The 19,459-nt window shown below is 38.5% G+C and carries 17 protein-coding genes; all 17 read left to right on the top strand.

The window, feature by feature from the left end:
- Positions 1–16 precede the first annotated feature (16 nt).
- On the top strand, positions 17–256 hold the full coding sequence (locus AB2Q86_RS12960; protein WP_003729217.1) for a CsbA family protein: 240 nt from the start codon (positions 17–19) through the stop codon (positions 254–256).
- 251 nt (positions 257–507) lie between these two features.
- A complete protein-coding gene (uvrB, locus tag AB2Q86_RS12955) occupies positions 508–2,484 on the top strand; it encodes an excinuclease ABC subunit UvrB (RefSeq protein WP_003725421.1) in 1,977 nt (658 codons plus the stop codon).
- Between the two features lie 7 nt (positions 2,485–2,491).
- Positions 2,492–5,362: an excinuclease ABC subunit UvrA gene (uvrA, locus tag AB2Q86_RS12950; RefSeq protein ID WP_012580762.1), complete on the top strand. Its 2,871-nt coding sequence runs from the start codon at positions 2,492–2,494 to the stop codon at positions 5,360–5,362.
- Between the two features lie 208 nt (positions 5,363–5,570).
- Positions 5,571–6,833 (top strand): DUF4097 family beta strand repeat-containing protein, encoded by a 1,263-nt coding sequence (locus AB2Q86_RS12945; RefSeq protein ID WP_012580763.1) that lies wholly within the window; start codon positions 5,571–5,573, stop codon positions 6,831–6,833.
- Between the two features lie 66 nt (positions 6,834–6,899).
- Positions 6,900–8,111, top strand: a complete 1,212-nt coding sequence (locus AB2Q86_RS12940; RefSeq protein WP_012580764.1) for a DUF4097 family beta strand repeat-containing protein — start codon at positions 6,900–6,902, stop codon at positions 8,109–8,111.
- A 22-nt stretch (positions 8,112–8,133) separates the two neighbouring features.
- A complete protein-coding gene (locus tag AB2Q86_RS12935; protein WP_012580765.1) occupies positions 8,134–8,334 on the top strand; it encodes a PspC domain-containing protein in 201 nt (66 codons plus the stop codon).
- Between the two features lie 8 nt (positions 8,335–8,342).
- The gene (locus AB2Q86_RS12930) at positions 8,343–8,696 is read left to right on the top strand and encodes a phage holin family protein (RefSeq protein ID WP_003722616.1); all 354 of its coding nucleotides are present in this window, start codon (positions 8,343–8,345) and stop codon (positions 8,694–8,696) included.
- 186 nt (positions 8,697–8,882) lie between these two features.
- On the top strand, positions 8,883–9,821 hold the full coding sequence (gene hprK, locus AB2Q86_RS12925; RefSeq protein WP_003722615.1) for an HPr(Ser) kinase/phosphatase: 939 nt from the start codon (positions 8,883–8,885) through the stop codon (positions 9,819–9,821).
- An 88-nt stretch (positions 9,822–9,909) separates the two neighbouring features.
- A complete protein-coding gene (lgt, locus tag AB2Q86_RS12920; protein ID WP_012580766.1) occupies positions 9,910–10,743 on the top strand; it encodes a prolipoprotein diacylglyceryl transferase in 834 nt (277 codons plus the stop codon).
- Between the two features lie 42 nt (positions 10,744–10,785).
- Positions 10,786–11,439, top strand: a complete 654-nt coding sequence (gene ppaX, locus AB2Q86_RS12915; protein WP_003722613.1) for a pyrophosphatase PpaX — start codon at positions 10,786–10,788, stop codon at positions 11,437–11,439.
- Between the two features lie 3 nt (positions 11,440–11,442).
- Positions 11,443–11,940 carry a DapH/DapD/GlmU-related protein gene (locus tag AB2Q86_RS12910; RefSeq protein WP_014589129.1) on the top strand — a complete coding sequence of 166 codons (498 nt, stop codon included), beginning with the start codon at positions 11,443–11,445 and terminating at the stop codon, positions 11,938–11,940.
- Positions 11,941–12,025: 85 nt separating this feature from the next.
- The gene (locus AB2Q86_RS12905) at positions 12,026–13,501 is read left to right on the top strand and encodes a hypothetical protein (RefSeq protein ID WP_012580768.1); all 1,476 of its coding nucleotides are present in this window, start codon (positions 12,026–12,028) and stop codon (positions 13,499–13,501) included.
- Between the two features lie 78 nt (positions 13,502–13,579).
- A complete protein-coding gene (gene trxB, locus AB2Q86_RS12900; protein ID WP_003739737.1) occupies positions 13,580–14,539 on the top strand; it encodes a thioredoxin-disulfide reductase in 960 nt (319 codons plus the stop codon).
- Positions 14,540–14,656: 117 nt separating this feature from the next.
- A complete protein-coding gene (gene galE, locus AB2Q86_RS12895; protein WP_003729208.1) occupies positions 14,657–15,640 on the top strand; it encodes a UDP-glucose 4-epimerase GalE in 984 nt (327 codons plus the stop codon).
- Positions 15,641–15,655: 15 nt separating this feature from the next.
- Positions 15,656–16,717: an aldose epimerase family protein gene (locus tag AB2Q86_RS12890; RefSeq protein ID WP_012580769.1), complete on the top strand. Its 1,062-nt coding sequence runs from the start codon at positions 15,656–15,658 to the stop codon at positions 16,715–16,717.
- Positions 16,718–16,744: 27 nt separating this feature from the next.
- Entirely contained in the window at positions 16,745–18,475 is a 1,731-nt protein-coding gene (locus AB2Q86_RS12885; RefSeq protein WP_012580770.1) for a phospho-sugar mutase, read from the top strand.
- Positions 18,476–18,582: 107 nt separating this feature from the next.
- A complete protein-coding gene (gene rapZ, locus AB2Q86_RS12880; RefSeq protein ID WP_003729205.1) occupies positions 18,583–19,458 on the top strand; it encodes an RNase adapter RapZ in 876 nt (291 codons plus the stop codon).
- Position 19,459 lies beyond the last annotated feature (1 nt).

Below are 19,459 nucleotides of genomic sequence, written 5' to 3'. Positions count from 1 at the left end.
GGGGGAGGAAAGTAAGATGGATCAAATTATATCTGCGCTTATTTTCCCTTGTCTCCTTGTTATTCTTTTTGCGAGAATCACCTATAATCGTTATGTCGCTTTGCTTTTGATGGTGATTTTGATCGCCGCTTCTGCCAAGTTAGGTTATACGAGTTCTATGTGGCTTATTATTATTGATGCTTTTTCGATGACCATTGGTTTTGTGCTTGCAACATATATGCTGCGACGTTTAAAGAAGAGTGGCAGTGATTTTTAACAAAGCAAATATATAGGTGGAAAAGCGTAAAAGTGATAAAATAAAGAAAAGCGTAATCAACAGGTTGCGTTTTTTATTTTTCAACAAATACGAAAATATGTTCGGTTTTTGCTAGGCTAATTAAAATATTTATGATAAAATAGAAACATTAACGGATCTGAAAAAATCCGCTTTTTGCTTTGCTGGACTTTTCACAAATAAAGCTTTTCAGATACCAGAATCGGACCGATAAAGAATAGGGGGAATCCGAGTTGAAGGATAAATTTGAGTTAGTTTCTAAGTATAGCCCACAAGGAGACCAACCTAGAGCAATAGAACAATTAGTTGCGGGATTAAAAAAAGGCTTGAAACACCAAACTTTACTTGGTGCAACCGGTACAGGGAAAACTTTTACCGTATCCAATGTGATTCAAGAAGTAAATAAGCCGACACTTGTCATGGCTCACAATAAGACGTTAGCGGGACAGCTGTATAGCGAGTTTAAAGAATTTTTCCCAAATAACGCGGTAGAATATTTTGTCAGTTACTATGATTACTATCAACCAGAAGCCTATGTTCCACAAAGTGACACATATATCGAGAAAGATGCCAGCATTAATGATGAAATAGATAAGCTTCGTCACTCTGCTACGGCTGCGCTTTTTGAACGGCGTGATGTGATTATCATTGCCAGTGTATCGTGTATTTATGGCTTAGGTTCGCCGATCGAATATGGAGAGATGCTCGTTTCGCTTCGTGTTGGCATGGAAATTAGCCGTGATCAGCTACTGCGCAAATTAGTAGATATTCAATATGATCGAAATGATATAGATTTTCAACGTGGGCGCTTCCGTGTTCGCGGTGATGTTGTCGAAATTTTCCCGGCATCAAGAGACGAGCACTGCATGAGGATTGAATTTTTCGGTGATGAAATTGAACGGATTAGAGAGGTAGATGCACTTACTGGCGAAATTATTGGAGAAAGAGAACATGTTTCTATTTTTCCGGCATCTCACTTTGTTACCAGACCTGATATTATGAAAAAAGCAATTGTTAATATAAAAGCGGAACTCGAAGACCGCCTCCAAGTTTTGCGTGCAGATAATAAATTACTCGAAGCACAACGTCTTGAACAACGGACGAATTATGATTTAGAAATGATGGAAGAAATGGGTTATTGCTCTGGTATTGAGAACTATTCTAGACATTTATCCCTTCGTCCAGCGGGAGTTACACCATACACGTTACTCGATTACTTCCCAGACGATTTCCAAATGGTAATTGATGAGTCACACGTTACGATGCCGCAAATTCGTGGTATGTTTAACGGTGACCAAGCCAGAAAACAAATGCTAGTTGATCATGGCTTTAGATTGCCTAGCGCTCTAGATAACCGGCCGCTTCGTTTAGAAGAATTTGAAAAGCATATCAATCAAATTATGTTCATTTCCGCCACACCAGGCCCTTATGAACTAGAAAAAAATCCGGATGTTATTGAACAAATCATCCGACCAACCGGCTTGCTAGATCCAATCGTAGAAATTCGCCCGATTCAAGGACAAATCGATGACTTAATGGATGAGATTAATGATCGTGTCGAGAAAAACGAACGTGTTTTAATCACCACTTTAACGAAAAAAATGTCAGAGGATTTGACCAACTATCTCAAAGAAGCAGGCGTCAAAGTACAATATCTTCACTCGGAAGTTAAGACGCTAGAACGAATTGAAATCATTCGGGACCTTCGACTTGGAGTGTATGATGTTATCGTTGGAATTAACTTGCTCCGTGAAGGAATCGACTTACCTGAAGTATCTCTTGTCGCCATTTTAGATGCAGACAAAGAAGGATTCCTTCGTTCCGAGCGTTCCTTAATTCAAACAATGGGTCGAGCGGCTCGTAATGAAAACGGTCGAGTAATCATGTATGCTGATAAAATGACCGATTCGATGCGCAATTCTATCGGCGAAACAGAACGCCGTCGTAAAATCCAAATTGAATATAATGAAAAACATGGCATTACGCCAAAAACAATCAAAAAAGAAATTCGTGGTATCATCGCAGCGACTTCTGCCGCAGATGAAAGAGAAGCAGTGAAGCAACATGATTTAAGCAAAATGTCTAAGAAAGAACGCGATGTGTTCATTGAAGGTATGGAACATGAAATGAAAGAAGCAGCCAAAGCACTTGATTTCGAACGTGCTGCTGAACTTCGCGATGCTTTACTGGAAATAAAAGCGGAAGGATGAAGCGAAATTGGATAAAGAGAAAATAGTAATTCAGGGTGCAAGAGCCCATAACTTAAAAAACATTGATGTAGAGATTCCTAGAGACAAATTAGTAGTTATGACTGGACTTTCAGGTTCAGGTAAATCTTCGCTTGCTTTTGATACGATTTATGCAGAGGGACAAAGACGTTACGTAGAGTCTTTGTCCGCGTATGCGCGCCAATTTTTAGGGCAAATGGATAAACCAGATGTAGATTTAATTGAAGGATTAAGCCCTGCCATTTCGATTGATCAAAAAACAACAAGCCGTAATCCACGGTCAACTGTTGGTACTGTTACAGAAATCCATGATTATTTGCGTTTACTTTATGCTCGTGTTGGGCATCCAGTTTGTCCAAATCACGGTATTGAAATCACTTCCCAAACAATCGAACAAATGGTGGATCGCGTCCTAGAATACCCAGAAAAAACGCGTATTCAAATAATGGCTCCAATCGTTTCTGGTAAAAAAGGAACCCATAAGAAAACTATTGAGGAAATAAAAAAAGAAGGCTATGTTCGAATTCGTGTTGATGGAGAAATTTATGATATCAATGACGAAATTGAAATCGAGAAAAACAAAAAGCATTCAATCGAAATTATCATTGACCGCATTGTGATTAAAGAGGGCATCAATACTCGTTTGTACGATTCCATTGAAGCGGCACTTCGTTTAGCAGATGGTTATGCAGTCGTTGATATAATGGGCGATAAAGAACTATTATTTAGCGAACACTATGCATGTCCTTATTGTGGCTTTTCGGTGGGGGAATTAGAACCAAGAATGTTCTCTTTCAATAGCCCATTTGGCGCTTGTCCAACTTGTGATGGGCTTGGAACAAAACTTGAAGTCGATGTCGACACAGTTATTCCCGACAGAAGTCTGTCTCTAAATGAAGGTGCCATTATTCCTTGGCGTCCAATTAGTTCACAGTACTATCCGCAAATGCTAGCTTCTGCCTGTAAAGAATTTGGAATAGATATGGATACCCCTCTTGAGAAGCTATCCAAAGAAGAATTAGATATCATTTTGAATGGATCAAAAGACAAAGAATTTTACTTCGAATACAAGAATGATTTCGGCATGACACGTGAAACTTGGATTCCATTTGAAGGGATACTTCCGAATATCGAACGTCGCTATCGTGAAACAAATTCCGATTTCACACGTGACCAAATGGCACAATATATGACGGATTTACCTTGCCCATCTTGCAAAGGTTATCGTCTAAAAGAAGAAACACTTTCCGTTAAAGTAAATGACCATCATATTGGCCAAATCAGTGAGTTTTCTATTAATGAAGCACTAGATTTCTTTGATAGCTTAGACTTTTCTGAAAAAGAAACACAAATTGCTGCTCCAATTTTCAAAGAAGTACGTGCTCGACTTGGCTTCCTTAAAAATGTTGGACTTGATTATTTAACGATGAGTCGTGCGGCTGGAACACTTTCAGGTGGTGAAGCACAGCGTATTCGACTGGCGACACAAATTGGCTCAAGGCTGACAGGGGTACTTTATATCCTGGACGAACCTTCCATTGGACTTCATCAACGAGATAATGATCGTCTAATTAGCACGCTTCAAAGTATGCGTGACATTGGAAATACACTTATTGTCGTTGAACATGACGAAGATACAATGATGGCTGCAGATTACCTTATTGATATTGGTCCAGGCGCGGGAGAACACGGCGGGCGAATTGTAGCAGCCGGAACGCCAGAAGAAGTTGCCAAAAATAAAAATTCAATCACTGGTGACTACCTTTCAGGCAAAAAATTCATCCCGGTTCCTGCCAAAAGAAGAAAAGGTAACGGACTGGAATTAGAAATCATTGGCGCTAAAGCAAATAATCTCAAAAACGTAAATGCAAAAATTCCATTAGCTACTTTTTCTTGCGTAACCGGAGTGTCAGGTTCAGGAAAGAGCTCGTTAGTGAATGAAGTATTACGTAAAGCATTAGCGAGAAAGCTAAATAGAAACCATGCAAAACCTGGTGAACATAAAGAAATAAAAGGTATCGAAAACTTAGAAAAAATCATCAATATAGATCAATCGCCAATCGGAAGAACACCAAGATCTAATCCTGCCACTTATACAGGGGCTTTCGATGATATTCGGGACCTTTTTGCAAGTACTAACGAAGCCAAAGTTCGTGGCTATAAAAAAGGTCGCTTTAGTTTTAACGTAAAAGGTGGACGTTGTGAGGCATGTAAAGGCGACGGAATCATTAAAATTGAAATGCATTTCTTGCCAGATGTGTATGTGCCTTGTGAAGTTTGTCATGGAAAACGATACAATGGCGAAACGTTAGATATTCGTTACAAAGGCAAAAATATTGCTGAAGTATTAGAGATGACTGTAGAAGAAGGCCTAGAATATTTCACTAACCAACCGAGAATTGCACGTAAACTGCAAACGATTGTGGATGTTGGACTTGGTTATATTCGACTTGGGCAACCTGCTACGACTCTTTCTGGTGGTGAAGCACAGCGTGTTAAGCTAGCTTCGGAACTTCACAAGCGTAGTAACGGAAAATCTTTCTATATTCTTGATGAACCAACCACTGGTCTCCACGCAGATGATATTGGTCGTTTACTCAAAGTATTACAAAGACTTGTAGAAGAAAATGGCGATACAGTATTAGTTATTGAGCATAACCTTGACGTAATTAAACAAGCGGATTACTTGATTGATTTAGGACCAGAAGGCGGCGATGGTGGCGGTCAAATTATTGCAACCGGCACACCTGAAAAAATCGCTCGCTCGAAAAAATCATATACAGGTAAATACTTGAAACCAATTTTAGAACGCGATAAAGAACGCACAGAAGAACGAATCGCAACAGCCAAGAAAAAATAATCAAAACCCCGCTTATGCAAAATATAAGCGGGGTTTTTAATAGTCCTTAAGACCAAACCACCCAAAGTCCAAACAAATAATCATCCTCTGGTTGTATGACAGAAATTATTTTTTCCTTCATAATAGAGTCATAGATAAAACAGATATGTTACTTGCATGTGAAAGCAAGCCTAAAATAGTATAGCCTAAATTATAGGAGGAAATGAAAATGGAAAATGAACGCAAACGTATTCTTGAATTAGTAAAACAAGGTATTATCTCCACTGAAGAAGCTCTTACATTACTTGAAAATATTTCTAAAAAAGAAGGTAAAACAGCAGCAAATGAAAATATTCGTCGTTCTGCAGCGCCAAGCGAAGAAGAACAAGTCGAAAAAGAAATAGAAGAAGAACTATCATATGATTACAGTAAAGGCTGGAACAATCAAGGCAACCCTTACACACCTCCAAAAAGTCGTAAAAGACGTCCAGAGCCAGCTCCAGAAAATCGTGAAAGATACGAGGAAGAAGATGGCGAAAATTCTTCTAAAGATCGTGAAGACTCCATGCGCAATATGGTTAATGATTTATCCCAAGCGGGTGAAAAAATCGGTTCTTTCCTAAACAGTGCTTTTAAACAAGTGAAAGATATGCCATTCCCATTCTTAACTTCAACAAAAATCGAACGTGACTTCATTTATCATGATACAACACTTTCTATTTTAGAATTTGAAATTGCTAATGGTAACATTGAATTTAAACCATCCGATTCGAACGACATTAAAGTTCACGCGATGATTAAACTATTCAAAGAATATCCAGAAGATGAAGCACTTAAAATCTTCTTTGACAAAACGACTTTGCGTGTAGACGAAGAAACTTTACGTTTTGAGTCTAAATCGAAACAAATCGTTACAAACTTAACTGTATACTTGCCTCGTCGTGAGTATGATTATGTTTCCGTTAAAATGCTTAATGGTAACTTCCATATGGATGAATTATCTGGTCGTGATTTATTTGTAAAAACAACCAATGGTAATATCAGTATTGGCACTTTAAATGCTACTTTGGCAGAAATTGAGTCCATTAATGGTAATGTTCGTATCCAAAATGGTGAAATTCGTGATGTTGCATTGAAAACATTCAACGGTAACGTAGCAGTAAAAGGTAATTATTACTCCACCAATTTACAAACTAAAAATGGTAATGTAAATTATCAACTAACTGGAAATGAAGCTACTTTCTTAAAAGCAAAAACTGGTGCAGGTAATATCGATGTGGTTGTACCCGCAGCAATTGGTGTAGATGGCCGTTTCCACACAAACTTAGGTAAATTACTTCTAGATTTAAAAGATGCCGAAATTCTTGAATCTAAAACAGAATCCGTAAGTAAATCAATTATTTTCACTAAACTACCAGATGCAGCTGATTCTTCCTTGAAAATCGAAGCAGAAGCAACTACTGGCTCTGTAAAAATTCGCGATGTAAAATAATTAAAGGAAATCTAGCGCCGGAAAGCGCGCTAGATTTTACATAGATATAAGAAAGGAAGAGCTAACATGGATAAAAAATTAAGAAGATCAAGAGTGGACCGGAAAGTCGGCGGGGTGTTTGGTGGACTAGCTGAGTTTCTAGGGATAGATGCCACACTTCTGCGACTAATTTATATTATCATCACCATTATTACGATGAAAACCGGTATTGCGATTATCGCTTATATAGTAGCCTTGTTTGTGATTCCTTCTTCCGATACAAGTAATGAAGAAGTACTTGAACGGCATCGTCGCCGCGTGGAGGAAAAAAGAAATCGTCACCTAGGACGTAATCAAGCTAGACAGGAAGTGCGAGAAGCGATGAGAAATAGCCATCATCACAGAAGACCAAGACAAGGAAATGCCGAACCAATTCATCACGGTGCAAGGAAGAAAGAAGCACGTCCTCGGCCAGTACGAGAATTCAATTTTGATAGTGCGACTTTTCGTTCCTTTACGATAAGAGTTGCAACTGGTGACGTTATTATCCGTTCTTGGGACAAAGAACAAATGAAAATCCGCGCAGTATTAGCAGTACATGAAAAAGCGCGCTCCATTCGTCAACTAAGTGAAGAAAAATTATGGGATTACTTCTTTAGCCAAACAATGCTTGATATTTCTCCAGACAGCTTCACTTTCGAATCTAAAAATGAACTTTTAAAAACCGATTTAGTTGTTACTATTCCAAAACGTTTATACGAGCAAGTGAAAATTCAGCTCTTGAATGGTAACTTGAAATATGATGATACTGCTGCTGAAGATGCTATTATTAAAACGCGTCATGGTGATATTCGCTCATCTGGAGCTAGTGGTAAATTCTTAAGTACAGAATCAGCGGATGGAGAAATTTTCTTCAAACGTAGCACAGTAGAAAATGTGGATATGTCTACTGCTAAAGGAGATATTGCACTTCAAGGTAGCTTCCATACAACGATCGCCAAAGCAGCACAAGGTGACGTTGAGTATATACTTGAAAACGATACTTCCTCGGCCGCAGATTTAGAAGCACCAAATGGCGATATTCGAATTCAAATTCCGCCAACATGGAATGTCGATGGAACACTCGGTACTAAAAAAGAAAAAATCTATTTTGACTTAAAAAATGCAAAAATTTGGGACGATGCAGATAGAACTTTTGTTTTCACTCAAAATGCAGAAGAAATAAGCATGGCGACACTTCAAGCAAAAGTAGGAAATGGAATTATCAAGGTTTCTGAACTTGAAACAAAAAACGTTTAATAAATGAAAGGAAGGGAAAACAATGAAAAAGTTATATAAATCTTCTTCACAAAAAATGATTGCTGGTGTCTGTGGTGGGATTGCAGAATACTTTGGAATTGAAGTAACAATCGTTCGTTTAATTTGGGCTGGAGCAGTTCTATTCTTAGGTACTGGGATTTTACTGTATATACTAGCTGCGATTATTATGCCAAAAGCAACACCTGAATCAGAATGGGAGTGAACTAAAACATGCGTTGGATTATAGGCGTAATTATCAACTCGGTGCTTTTCGTAGCTTTATCAGGATTCTTTACAAGTTTTCATGTAGATGGATTCACGACAGCGCTACTAGCGAGTTTTATATTAGCAATTTTAAATATGCTAATTAGACCTATTTTACTCCTTTTAACATTACCAATTAATATTTTCACACTTGGACTTTTCACCTTTGTTGTGAATGCAATTATGCTGGAAATGACTACCTTCTTTATTGGAGATTCTTTCCAAATTGATGGTTTTGGAACAGCGTTAATTCTCGCAGCAATTATGGCATTCGCAAACATGATTATTAATTCCGTTTTATGGGGTAACAAAGAAAATTAAACATTCCAGCTACATTTTGAGGCTAAAAATAGTCTTTTAAATGTAGCTGGTTTTGCTATGTAGAGCCATTTGGAAAGAAAGAGGTAGCTTGATTCCCTCTAAAGTGCTAAAATGAGAAGGAGCTTTCTAAATAATATTTTGTAGCGAACAGTAATGGACTTTTATAATTCATTTGGAGGTACTTGCATGACAAAATCGGTTACGGTAAAGGATTTAAAGGAACGACTTAATTTAGAGCTAATTTGTTCGGAAACGGGACTTGAACGGCCAATTTCAACAAGTGACTTATCTCGGCCGGGGCTGGAACTTACAGGGTTTTTCTCTTATTATCCAGAAGACCGTGTGCAACTTTTTGGCATGACTGAAATATCGTTTTCTGAAGGAATGGAACCAGAAGAACGTCTCAAAAGATATAAACAAATGTGTACGAAGCGGACGCCTGCTTTTGTGATTTCTAGAAATTTAGAAGTGCCGAAAGAATTAGTTGCTGCGGCGAAAGAAGCCGATATTCCGGTATTACGTTCGCGACTTAAAACGACGCGTTTATCTGTTTATATTACGAATTACTTAGAAAGCAGACTTGCGCCAGTTATTTCGATGCATGGTGTTTTAGTAGATATATATGGTTTAGGTGTGTTGATTACAGGGAGCAGTGGTGTTGGTAAAAGTGAAACAGCACTGGAGCTTGTAAAACGTGGACATAGACTTGTAGCAGATGATAACGTAGAAATTCGTCAAGAGGATGAAATGACGTTAATTGGTTCTTCTCCAGCAATTATTGAACATTTACTCGAGATTCGCGGGCTGGGGATTATTAATGTAATGACTTTATTTGGAGCAGGCGCTGTTCGTTCTAGTAAAAAAATTACTATCGTTGTGCACCTTGAAAACTGGGATCCTGACAAGCATTATGACCGTGTCGGGTTAGACCAAGAAAAGACAAAAATCTTTGATATGGATATTCCAAAAATTACGGTTCCTGTTCGACCAGGACGAAATTTATCTGTTATCATTGAGGTAGCGGCGATGAATTTCCGCTTGAAGAACATGGGGTACAATGCAGCAGAGCAATTTACACAAGACTTGAATAATTTAATAGGTCATAACAGTAGCATGAATGATTAAATAAATAGAGAAAGCACCTCCGTAGCCAAACAGACATTGCAAAAATCGTGTTTGGTTGCGGAGTTGTCTTTTTGAAAGTAGGGGAATTATGGGTAATGGTGTTCAGCCACTTGATCCAGTGGCGATTCAAATTGGTAGTATATCTGTCAAATGGTACGGAGTTATTATTGCTTCGGCTGTTGTCATTGCGTTACTTCTTGCTTTAAGTGAAGCAAATAAGCGCAAAATGGATAAAGAGATTATTGTGGATTTGCTGATTTGGGCAATTCCAATTTCGATTATTAGTGCTCGAATTTATTATGTTATTTTTGAGTGGGATTTCTATAAGAATAATTTAGGCGAAATAGTGAAAATCTGGCACGGGGGTATTGCCATTTATGGTGCGCTAATTGGGGCGGTTTTAACGGCAATTATCTTTTCGCGGATTAAGAAGATTTCGTTCTGGCAACTTGCGGATGTAGTTGCGCCAAGTTTGATTATTGCACAAGCGATTGGACGTTGGGGAAACTTCATGAATCAGGAAGCGCATGGGGCTGAAACAACTCGTGCTTTTCTAGAGGGGCTTCATTTGCCTGACTTTATTATCAACCAGATGTACATAGATGGTGCTTATTATCAACCAACTTTCTTATATGAGAGTTTATGGAATGTGCTTGGATTTATTATTCTATTAATTATTCGTCGCACAAAAATTCGTCGGGGAGAGTTATTCCTCGGTTATGTAATTTGGTATTCGTTTGGAAGATTCTTTATTGAAGGAATGCGGACAGATAGCTTAATGTGGGGTGACTTTAGAGTTTCGCAAGTACTATCTTTACTTCTAATTGTTCTGTCCATTGGCATCATTATTTATCGTCGTGTGAAAATGAATCCGCCGTATTATATGGAAGACAAATTTGGTAAAGTAGTTAAAAAGAAATAAAAAGTTAGAGATTTTCGAGTTTGATTAAGAAAGGAAGAAATTATGACTGGGAAAATTACTACATTGTTATTTGACTTAGATGGGACACTTATAAATACGAATGAATTGATTATTAAAACGTTTCAAGTGACGTTACAAGAGTTCTTGCCGGACCGCGTTTTTACTAGAGAAGATATTTTACCTTTTATCGGGCCTTCTTTAATGGAAACGTTTCGGGAAATAAATCCAGCGCATGCTGATGAAATGCGCGCTTTTTACCGAGAATATAATTTGAAGCATCATGATGATTTAATTTTAGAATATGATGGAGTTTATGAAGCAATTAGGGCTTTATATGAAGAAGATTATAAATTAGGTATTGTATCGACGAAAATGTATGATACGATTATGCGAGGTCTTAAAGTGACTGGCTTGGATAAATTTTTCCAAGTGGTCATTGGATTAGATCAAGTTTCTAATGCTAAACCAGATCCAGAAGGTATTGAAATGGCTCTTTCGTTGTTAAATGCGACGAAAGAAGAAGCGATTATGATTGGTGATAATTATCATGATATTGAAGCTGGTAAAAATGCGGAAACGCTAACTGCGGGTGTAGCTTGGGCGATTAAAGGGCCAGAACATTTGGCGCAGTTTCAGCCAGATTTCATGTTAGAAAAAATGAGCGATTTACTCGCAATTGTTAGGGACGAGGAATAAATTTTGAGGCGGCTGGATAGGTTTAAGGCACCCGATGATACAGTCAACACCCTTTTTCAAGTGTATAAAACAATTTCTTTTTGGAAGGTTTTGAAGAATACCTTAGTAATTGAATTTGGTCGTTTTTTTCCGTGGATGGGCGGTAAGCGTGCAATTTATCGCGCATGTCTTGGAATGGAAATTGGCGAGAAGACTGCCATTGCCTATAAGGTTATGCCGGATTTGTTTTTTCCGGAAAAGATTATGATTGGCGAAAACTCGATTATTGGTTATCATACAACTATCTTGACGCATGAATATTTACTTTCGGAGTATCGCGTTGGGGAAGTGGTGATCGGCCGGGATGTGATGGTTGGCGCGAATGTCACTATTCTTCCTGGTACTGTAATTGGAGACGGTGCGGTGATTGCCGCTGGTGCGCTTGTATCAGTGGATGTCCCTGCTGATAGTTTTGCTTATGGAAATCCGTTAATAATAAAAGAAAAAGTTACTTTGACGTAAAAGTTGAAGTAGCTTTTTTTGTCGCCCAAAGTCATAAATTCTATGTTATACTCATTAGGATAAAGGTAATGTTGGAGGTGGAAAAATGGAAAAAGACAAAAAAACACCCGCAAAAATCTATCCATTTTATCCAAATGGTCAGTTTTATTTTGAACGTGGTGTGGAAGCATTTCGTGATCAAAGAATTAAAGAAGCAATCAGGTATTTAGTACGGGCATCCGAACTTGAGCCGGGAGAAGCGGTTATTCTTTGTCAGCTGGCAATATGTTATACAGAAATTGGGCAATTTCATAAATCGAATCAGTTACTTAGAGATGTTTTGGAACAACGTAATGGGAACATGGAATACTGTTATTATTTTATTGCTAATAATTTTGCGTATATGAAAGATTATCGGAGAGCGTTGCAATATGCTAATCGTTATTTGGATAGCGCAACGGATGGTGAATATACCGAGGAAGCGAAAGATTTAATTGAAGTATTATTAGAAGAAACGCCTTTTGGTGAAACTATTGAAAATGGTTTTTCTAAATTAGAGCAAGAATTCTATTCGTATAAAAAAGAAATTAACCGCTATTTGGCGGAAGAAGATAGTGCATCGGCTTGTGATATTTTAAGAAAAGTCATTGATGAAAAGCCGAATTTTTGGCCAGCTTATAATCAACTTGCTTCTCTTTATTTTGAACAGTTGAAAGAAGAAGAGGGAGTCAGGGTTTTAAGTGATTTATTAGCGCGAAATCCGGGGAATCTTTTAGGTATTTGTGATTTATTTATTTATCACTTCTATAAAGGGAATCGCAAGGAGGCGGATGCGCTCTACCTTGAACTTCGGGATGTGTTGCCAGTTTTAGCGCATCATAAAGAGAAGCTTGGTCTTATTCATGCGATGATGGGGAATTACGAGGAAGCGGACGATTTGCTTGAACAAGTGGCTGATTTGGAAGTAACGGAGCGTAGTAAGTATTATTATTATCGTGCGAAGTCTTCCTACTATTTAGGGGTTGTTGAAGGGGCGAAAATGTTTTGGCATTCCTTTTTAGAGTGTGATTTGTATGAAGATGTTCGGTTTCCGTGGGAGCAAGAGGCGGATTTAACGAATGACACGCGCCTTGTGCTTGATATGCTTCAAGAGGATGACGATTTAACTCATATGCTAGGTGTTTATGCGTTAACTATTTCTGGGAATCGTCCAGAGTTAGTGTTATTCCATCCATTACTCGATATGAGCGATTGGTCTTACATGGAGCATTTACTGTTTACTAATTTTGATTATTTTCCAGATGGAGCAATCGAACAAAATGGTTATTTGATTGCCAAAGCGATGATTATTTTAAGAGAACATGGTATTTTGTTCAATGAAGAAAATATGGCGTTGTATAAGCAGCTGTTTTCTTTAGTTTTAAGCGATGCTGGAAAAGATTTAATACTTGGTCGTTATACGATAGAGACAGTGGCGAGCGCGATTGCTAAGTTATTTTTACCGCAATTGAAACTTCAATTAGTAGAAGAATTTGAATGTGGCAAATGTGCACGAGATATCGAGCGCGTCCTGAGCAGATAAATAGACCTTTTTGCTATTCCGTATTAGGATTAATTTAGGCTAACTATTGTATACACATAAACGAGGAGGGCAAAAAGAATGGCTAGTGAAGAAAAAATTTATGATGTGATTATTATTGGAGCGGGACCAGCTGGAATGACAGCTGCTTTATATACTTCCCGTGCAGATTTAGATACGTTAATGATTGAGCGCGGAGTACCCGGCGGACAAATGGTTAATACAGCAGAGGTAGAAAATTACCCTGGATTTGATAGCATTTTAGGACCAGATTTATCCGACAAGATGCTTAGTGGTGCGAAACAATTCGGTGCTGAGTATGCTTATGGCGATATTAAAGAAGTCGTTGATGGCAAAGAATTTAAAACTGTAACGGCTGGATCGAAAACCTATAAAGCTCGGGCGATTATTATTGCGACTGGTGCTGAACACCGCAAACTTGGTGCAGCTGGCGAAGAAGAGCTTAGTGGACGCGGCGTTTCTTATTGTGCTGTTTGTGATGGAGCGTTCTTCAAAAATCGCGAATTAATCGTGGTTGGCGGCGGAGACTCTGCAGTTGAAGAAGGAACTTATTTGACTCGTTATGCAGATAAAGTAACGATAGTACACCGTCGTGATAAATTGCGGGCACAACAAATTTTACAAGATCGTGCTTTCAAAGATGAAAAAGTTGATTTCATTTGGAATAGTACAGTAGAAGAAATTGTTGGCGATGGCAAAAAAGTAACTGGAGCAAAAATTGTTTCCACAGTGGATGGTTCAGAATCTATTATGCCAGTGGATGGTGTTTTCATTTATGTTGGTCTTGTGCCACTTACGAAAGCATTCTTAAATCTAGGTATTACAGATGATGAGGGCTATATCGTAACAGATGAGGAAATGCGTACAAACCTTCCTGGTATTTTTGCAGCTGGTGATGTTCGTGCGAAAAGCTTACGCCAAATTGTAACAGCAACAGGCGATGGCGGACTTGCTGGACAAAACGCTCAAAAATATGTAGAAGAATTAAAAGAGTCATTAGAAGCTGAAGCAGCTAAATAATAGTAAAAAGTGCAAATGGGTCTAGGATTATTTATCTTAGACCCATTTTTGCGTGACTATATAGACTTGAGTAGTGTAAAATGGAAGACAAAGACTATTGTTAGGAGAGAGATAATAATGAGTATTGTTGTACTTGGTGGTGCTGGCTATATCGGTTCGCATGCAGTAGATGAGTTAATTACTCGCGGATATGAAGTAGTAGTTATTGATAATTTAAGAACAGGACATAAAGAATCTATTCATAAAAAGGCGAAATTTTATGAAGGAGATATTCGTGATAAGGCATTTTTAAGTTCGGTTTTTGAAAAAGAAACAGTAGACGGTGTGATTCATTTTGCTGCTAGTTCACTTGTGGGAGAATCAATGGAAGTGCCGCTTGTTTATTTAAATAATAATGTTTATGGTACGCAAATTGTTTTAGAAGTGATGGAGCAATTTGGTGTGAAGCATATTGTCTTTTCTTCTAGCGCTGCAACATATGGTGAGCCAGAACGAGTACCGATTACGGAAGATATGCCAACAAATCCGGAAAGTACTTACGGTGAAACGAAGCTAATCATGGAAAAAATGATGAAATGGTGCGATAAAGCGTATGATATGAAATATGTTGCACTCCGGTATTTTAATGTTGCTGGTGCCAAAGCGGATGGCTCGATTGGGGAAGATCACAAACCAGAATCGCACTTAGTTCCAATTATTTTACAAGTTGCGCTTGGTCAACGAGAAAAATTAGCGATTTACGGTGATGACTACAATACGCCTGATGGCACTTGTATTCGTGATTATGTACAAGTAGAAGATTTAATTGATGCGCATATTAAAGCGCTAGAATACTTGAAGAATGGCGGGGAAAGTAATATTTTCAACCTTGGTAGCAGTAACGGTTTTTCAGTGAAAGAAATGCTTGAAGCAGCTCGTAGTGTAACAGGTAAAGAAATTCCAGCTGAAGTTGTACCACGTCGTGCAGGAGATCCAGGAACATTAATTGCTTCTAGTGATAAAGCGCGTGAAATTCTTGGTTGGGAGCCGACTTATACAGACGTAAAAGATATTATTGCAACTGCTTGGAAATGGCACGTAGCTCATCCCAACGGCTATTAATAACTATGAAGGAAAGTGGTTTTCATCGAAGTAATCCAGGAACAATTTGGTGAATTTGAAGGAAAAACGGTCTGGCAATGGACGATGGTAAATGACCATGGTATGCGCATGAGCGTATTAAATTACGGAGCGATTGTTACTTCCCTAGAAACGAAAGATAAATTTGGCAATTTGGCGAATATTAGTCTTGGTTTTACGAATCTAGATGATTATTTAGCACATTCGCCATACTTTGGTGCGACGCTTGGTCCAGTTGCTGGTCGTATTAGTAATGGGCAATTTAAGCTAGACGGGAAACAGTTCCAACTGACTCAAAATGAAGGGACTAACCACCGGCATGGAGGCAAACTTAATTTTAGTAAGAAGATTTGGAATGTAACTGTGGAAAAAGAGCTTGATCAAATTGTGATGACTTTTGACTATTGCTGGGCTGACGGAGAAAATGGCTATCCGGGGAATATCAATGCTAGAATGACTTATACTTTAAATAATAAAAATGAATGGCTAATTGATTATGAAGCAAAAAGCGACAAGCCGACTATTTATAATCCAAGCAATCATATTTATTTTAATTTGAGTGGAGAGACTGGTTCGACAGTGTTACAGCATCAGCTCTGGATTAATAGCGATAGATTCCTGCCTATAGATGGGGAGTCTATTCCAATAGGTGAAAAACGTTCAGTGGAAAATACTATTTTTGATTTGCGTGCAGGTCGTGAATTAGCGGAGATTACGCAAAGTCAGGACCAGCAAATAAAATTAGTTGGTGCGGGGCTAGATCATGCATTTATTTTAAAACACGAAAATGGTCGTCCGGATGCAGTTTTATTTGATCCACAGTCAGGACGGCGCTTGGAAATGGAAACGGAATCGGACTCTGTATTAGTATATACAGCGAATAGTTTGGATAGTACATTCGAGATAGACGGGCGGGCTGGGCCAAAATATGCTGGTATAACGATGGAGACGCAAGGTTTGGTGGATGCGATTAATCAAGATGGATTTGGAGATATTGTACTGCGACCAGAAAAACCTTTCACATCTAGGACGGCTTTTCGTTTCACTGCGGAGAGCTGATAAATTTTGAATGAAGGAGTGTAGAGAATGAATTGGCAAGAAGAATATCAAAAATGGGTTGCTAATGACAAATTAGATAGCGCATTACGAAAACAATTAACGAATATGGAAGCTAATGAAAAAGAACTGGAAGATAGTTTTTATCGTAATATGGAATTTGGAACGGCTGGAATGCGCGGAGTACTAGGCGTTGGAACGAACCGTATGAATATCTATACTATTCGTAAAGCTTCTCTTGGTTTAGCGCAATTTGTGGCGGAGAACGGGGAAGAGGCTAAAAAACGTGGGATAGTTATTGCGTATGATCCTCGTCATATGTCGCGTGAATTTGCTTTTGAATCGGCGGCAGTTTTAGGGCATCATGGTGTGAAAAGCTATGTTTTTGATGCGCTTCGACCAACACCGGAACTTTCTTTTGCCGTGCGTCATTTAAATGCATTTGGTGGGATTGTTATTACAGCTAGTCATAATCCGCCAGAATATAACGGCTACAAAATTTACGGCGAAGATGGCGGACAAATGCCTCCGACTGGCGCAAGTGCCGTAATTGATTACATAAACGCAGTAGAAGATATTTTTTCTGTAGAAGTTGCGAACCAAGAAGTATTAATCGAAAATGGTTTGCTAGAGGTAATTAGTGAAAAAGTAGACCGTCCATATTTGGAAAAATTAAAAGAGGTCATTGTTAATAAGGAGCTTGTTCAAGAACGCGGGGAGGATTTGAAAATTGTTTTCACGCCGCTTCATGGTACTGGTGGAATTCTTGGCGTTCCAGCGCTTGAAAGTGTTGGCTTTACAAATATTGTTAAGGTAGACGAGCAATTCGTGAATGATCCTGATTTTGGGACGGTAAAATCACCTAATCCGGAAAATCGCGAAGCCTTTTTACTGGCGATTGAATATGGTAAGAAGTTTGGTGGCGACATTTTAGTCGGAACAGATCCGGATGCTGACCGTTTAGGCGTGGCAGTCCGTAATCTTGACGGCGAATATGAAGTGTTATCTGGAAACCAAATTGGCGCGATTATTTTACATTATTTATTAAAACAAAAGAAAGCGCAAAATGAATTGCCAGCTAATGCGGCGGTATTAAAATCCATTGTAACAAGTAATCTTGGAACGGAAATCGCGAAGCATTATGGCGCGGAAATGATCGAAGTATTAACTGGCTTTAAATTTATCGCAGAGCAAATCAAACATTTTGAAGAAACTGGTAAGCATACGTTTGAATTTGGTTATGAAGAAAGTAACGGCTATATGGTTAAGCCATTTACGCGTGATAAAGATGCGATTCAAGCGGTTCTTGCAATTGCGGAAGTTGCACTCGTTAGCAAAGTAGAAGGCAGAACCTTACTAGAAGATTTAGATCAAATTTACGATGAATTTGGTTATTACAACGAAGACCTAGTTTCCTTAACTTTAAGTGGTAAAGACGGTTCTCAGCGTATCAAAGAAATTACAAGTGGTTTCCGCGAACAACTGCCGACAAGTATGGGTGGATTCCTTGTGGAACGTGTGGAAGATTATTTAAGAAGCGAAACAACTTGGGTTGCGACTGGAAAAACCGAAGCAATCCATTTGCCAACAGCGGATGTTATTAAATGTTATTTTGAAGATGGTTCATGGTTCTGTTTACGCCCATCAGGCACAGAGCCGAAAATCAAATTCTACTTTAGTATTCGCGGTGAAAGTAAGGAAGAAAGTACCACAAAATTAGAAAAAGTAAAAGCTGATTTGATGCAACATATCGAAGCTTAAAAAGAAAAATCCCGGAAACTCTATTTAGAGACTTTTCCGGGATTTTCTAGTGTGAAGTGTGCTAAAATGGAAGGTAGATATTATTTGTGCGAAAGGATGAGACAGATATGACTTCTAAACAATTAAAATTAGTAATCATTACTGGGATGTCTGGGGCAGGAAAAACAGTTGCAATGCAGTCTTTAGAAGATCTCGGTTATTTTTGTGTAGATAATTTACCACCAAGTTTACTTCCGAAATTCTGGGAGTTAATGAAAGAAAGCGACAAAATGGATAAAATCGCGCTCGTAATGGACCTTCGCGGACGAGAGTTTTTCGATTCGATTGAACCGGCGCTCGATGAGTTAGATAATACCAATTTTATAACAACGAAAATTCTCTTTTTAGAGGCAGATGATAAGGTGCTTGTATCGCGTTATAAAGAGACGCGCCGCCACCATCCACTAGAGCCAAACGGTTCTGTGCTTGACGGGATTAATGCAGAGCGTGAACTGCTTAGTGATTTAAAAGGCCGTTCGCAGTTAGTTATTAATACATCGAATATGGCGCCACGCGAGTTACGCGAGCGAATTAATAATGAATTCCAAACTGAAGATAAAGATGTATTTAATGTGCAATTGATGTCGTTCGGTTTCAAATATGGAATTCCGATTGATGCTGATTTAGTGTTTGATGTACGCTTCTTACCGAATCCACATTATATCGACAAAATGCGTCCTTTGACAGGGCTTGATGAAGATGTGTATGAATATGTGATGAAATGGCCAGAAACGCAGACCTTTTTAGATAAGTTAGTAGATTTATTAATGTTTACCCTTCCTTTTTACAAACGAGAAGGGAAGACACAATTAGTTATTGCTATTGGGTGTACAGGAGGACAGCATCGTTCTGTAGCCTTGACGGAGTTTGTCGGTAAGGCAATCCAACAAAAATATGAGACAACGATTTCACACCGAGATATGAAACGTAGAAAGGGTCGTTAAT

The organism is Listeria monocytogenes, from assembly GCF_041765605.1.
GTDB lineage: Bacteria > Bacillota > Bacilli > Lactobacillales > Listeriaceae > Listeria > Listeria monocytogenes_D.
The sequence above is the reverse complement of the archived record's forward strand: the minus strand, read 5'-3'. Positions and strand labels throughout refer to the sequence as shown.

Bases quoted from the DNA above. Each gene is read 5' to 3' on its own strand.
- AB2Q86_RS12960 (WP_003729217.1), top strand. From the start codon at position 17: ATGGATCAAATTATATCTGCGCTTATTTTCCCTTGTCTCCTTGTTATT.
- AB2Q86_RS12945 (WP_012580763.1), top strand. From the start codon at position 5,571: ATGGAAAATGAACGCAAACGTATTCTTGAATTAGTAAAACAAGGTATT.
- AB2Q86_RS12940 (WP_012580764.1), top strand. From the start codon at position 6,900: ATGGATAAAAAATTAAGAAGATCAAGAGTGGACCGGAAAGTCGGCGGG.
- AB2Q86_RS12935 (WP_012580765.1), top strand. From the start codon at position 8,134: ATGAAAAAGTTATATAAATCTTCTTCACAAAAAATGATTGCTGGTGTC.
- AB2Q86_RS12930 (WP_003722616.1), top strand. From the start codon at position 8,343: ATGCGTTGGATTATAGGCGTAATTATCAACTCGGTGCTTTTCGTAGCT.
- hprK (WP_003722615.1), top strand. From the start codon at position 8,883: ATGACAAAATCGGTTACGGTAAAGGATTTAAAGGAACGACTTAATTTA.
- lgt (WP_012580766.1), top strand. From the start codon at position 9,910: ATGGGTAATGGTGTTCAGCCACTTGATCCAGTGGCGATTCAAATTGGT.
- ppaX (WP_003722613.1), top strand. From the start codon at position 10,786: ATGACTGGGAAAATTACTACATTGTTATTTGACTTAGATGGGACACTT.
- AB2Q86_RS12905 (WP_012580768.1), top strand. From the start codon at position 12,026: ATGGAAAAAGACAAAAAAACACCCGCAAAAATCTATCCATTTTATCCA.
- trxB (WP_003739737.1), top strand. From the start codon at position 13,580: ATGGCTAGTGAAGAAAAAATTTATGATGTGATTATTATTGGAGCGGGA.
- galE (WP_003729208.1), top strand. From the start codon at position 14,657: ATGAGTATTGTTGTACTTGGTGGTGCTGGCTATATCGGTTCGCATGCA.
- AB2Q86_RS12885 (WP_012580770.1), top strand. From the start codon at position 16,745: ATGAATTGGCAAGAAGAATATCAAAAATGGGTTGCTAATGACAAATTA.
- rapZ (WP_003729205.1), top strand. From the start codon at position 18,583: ATGACTTCTAAACAATTAAAATTAGTAATCATTACTGGGATGTCTGGG.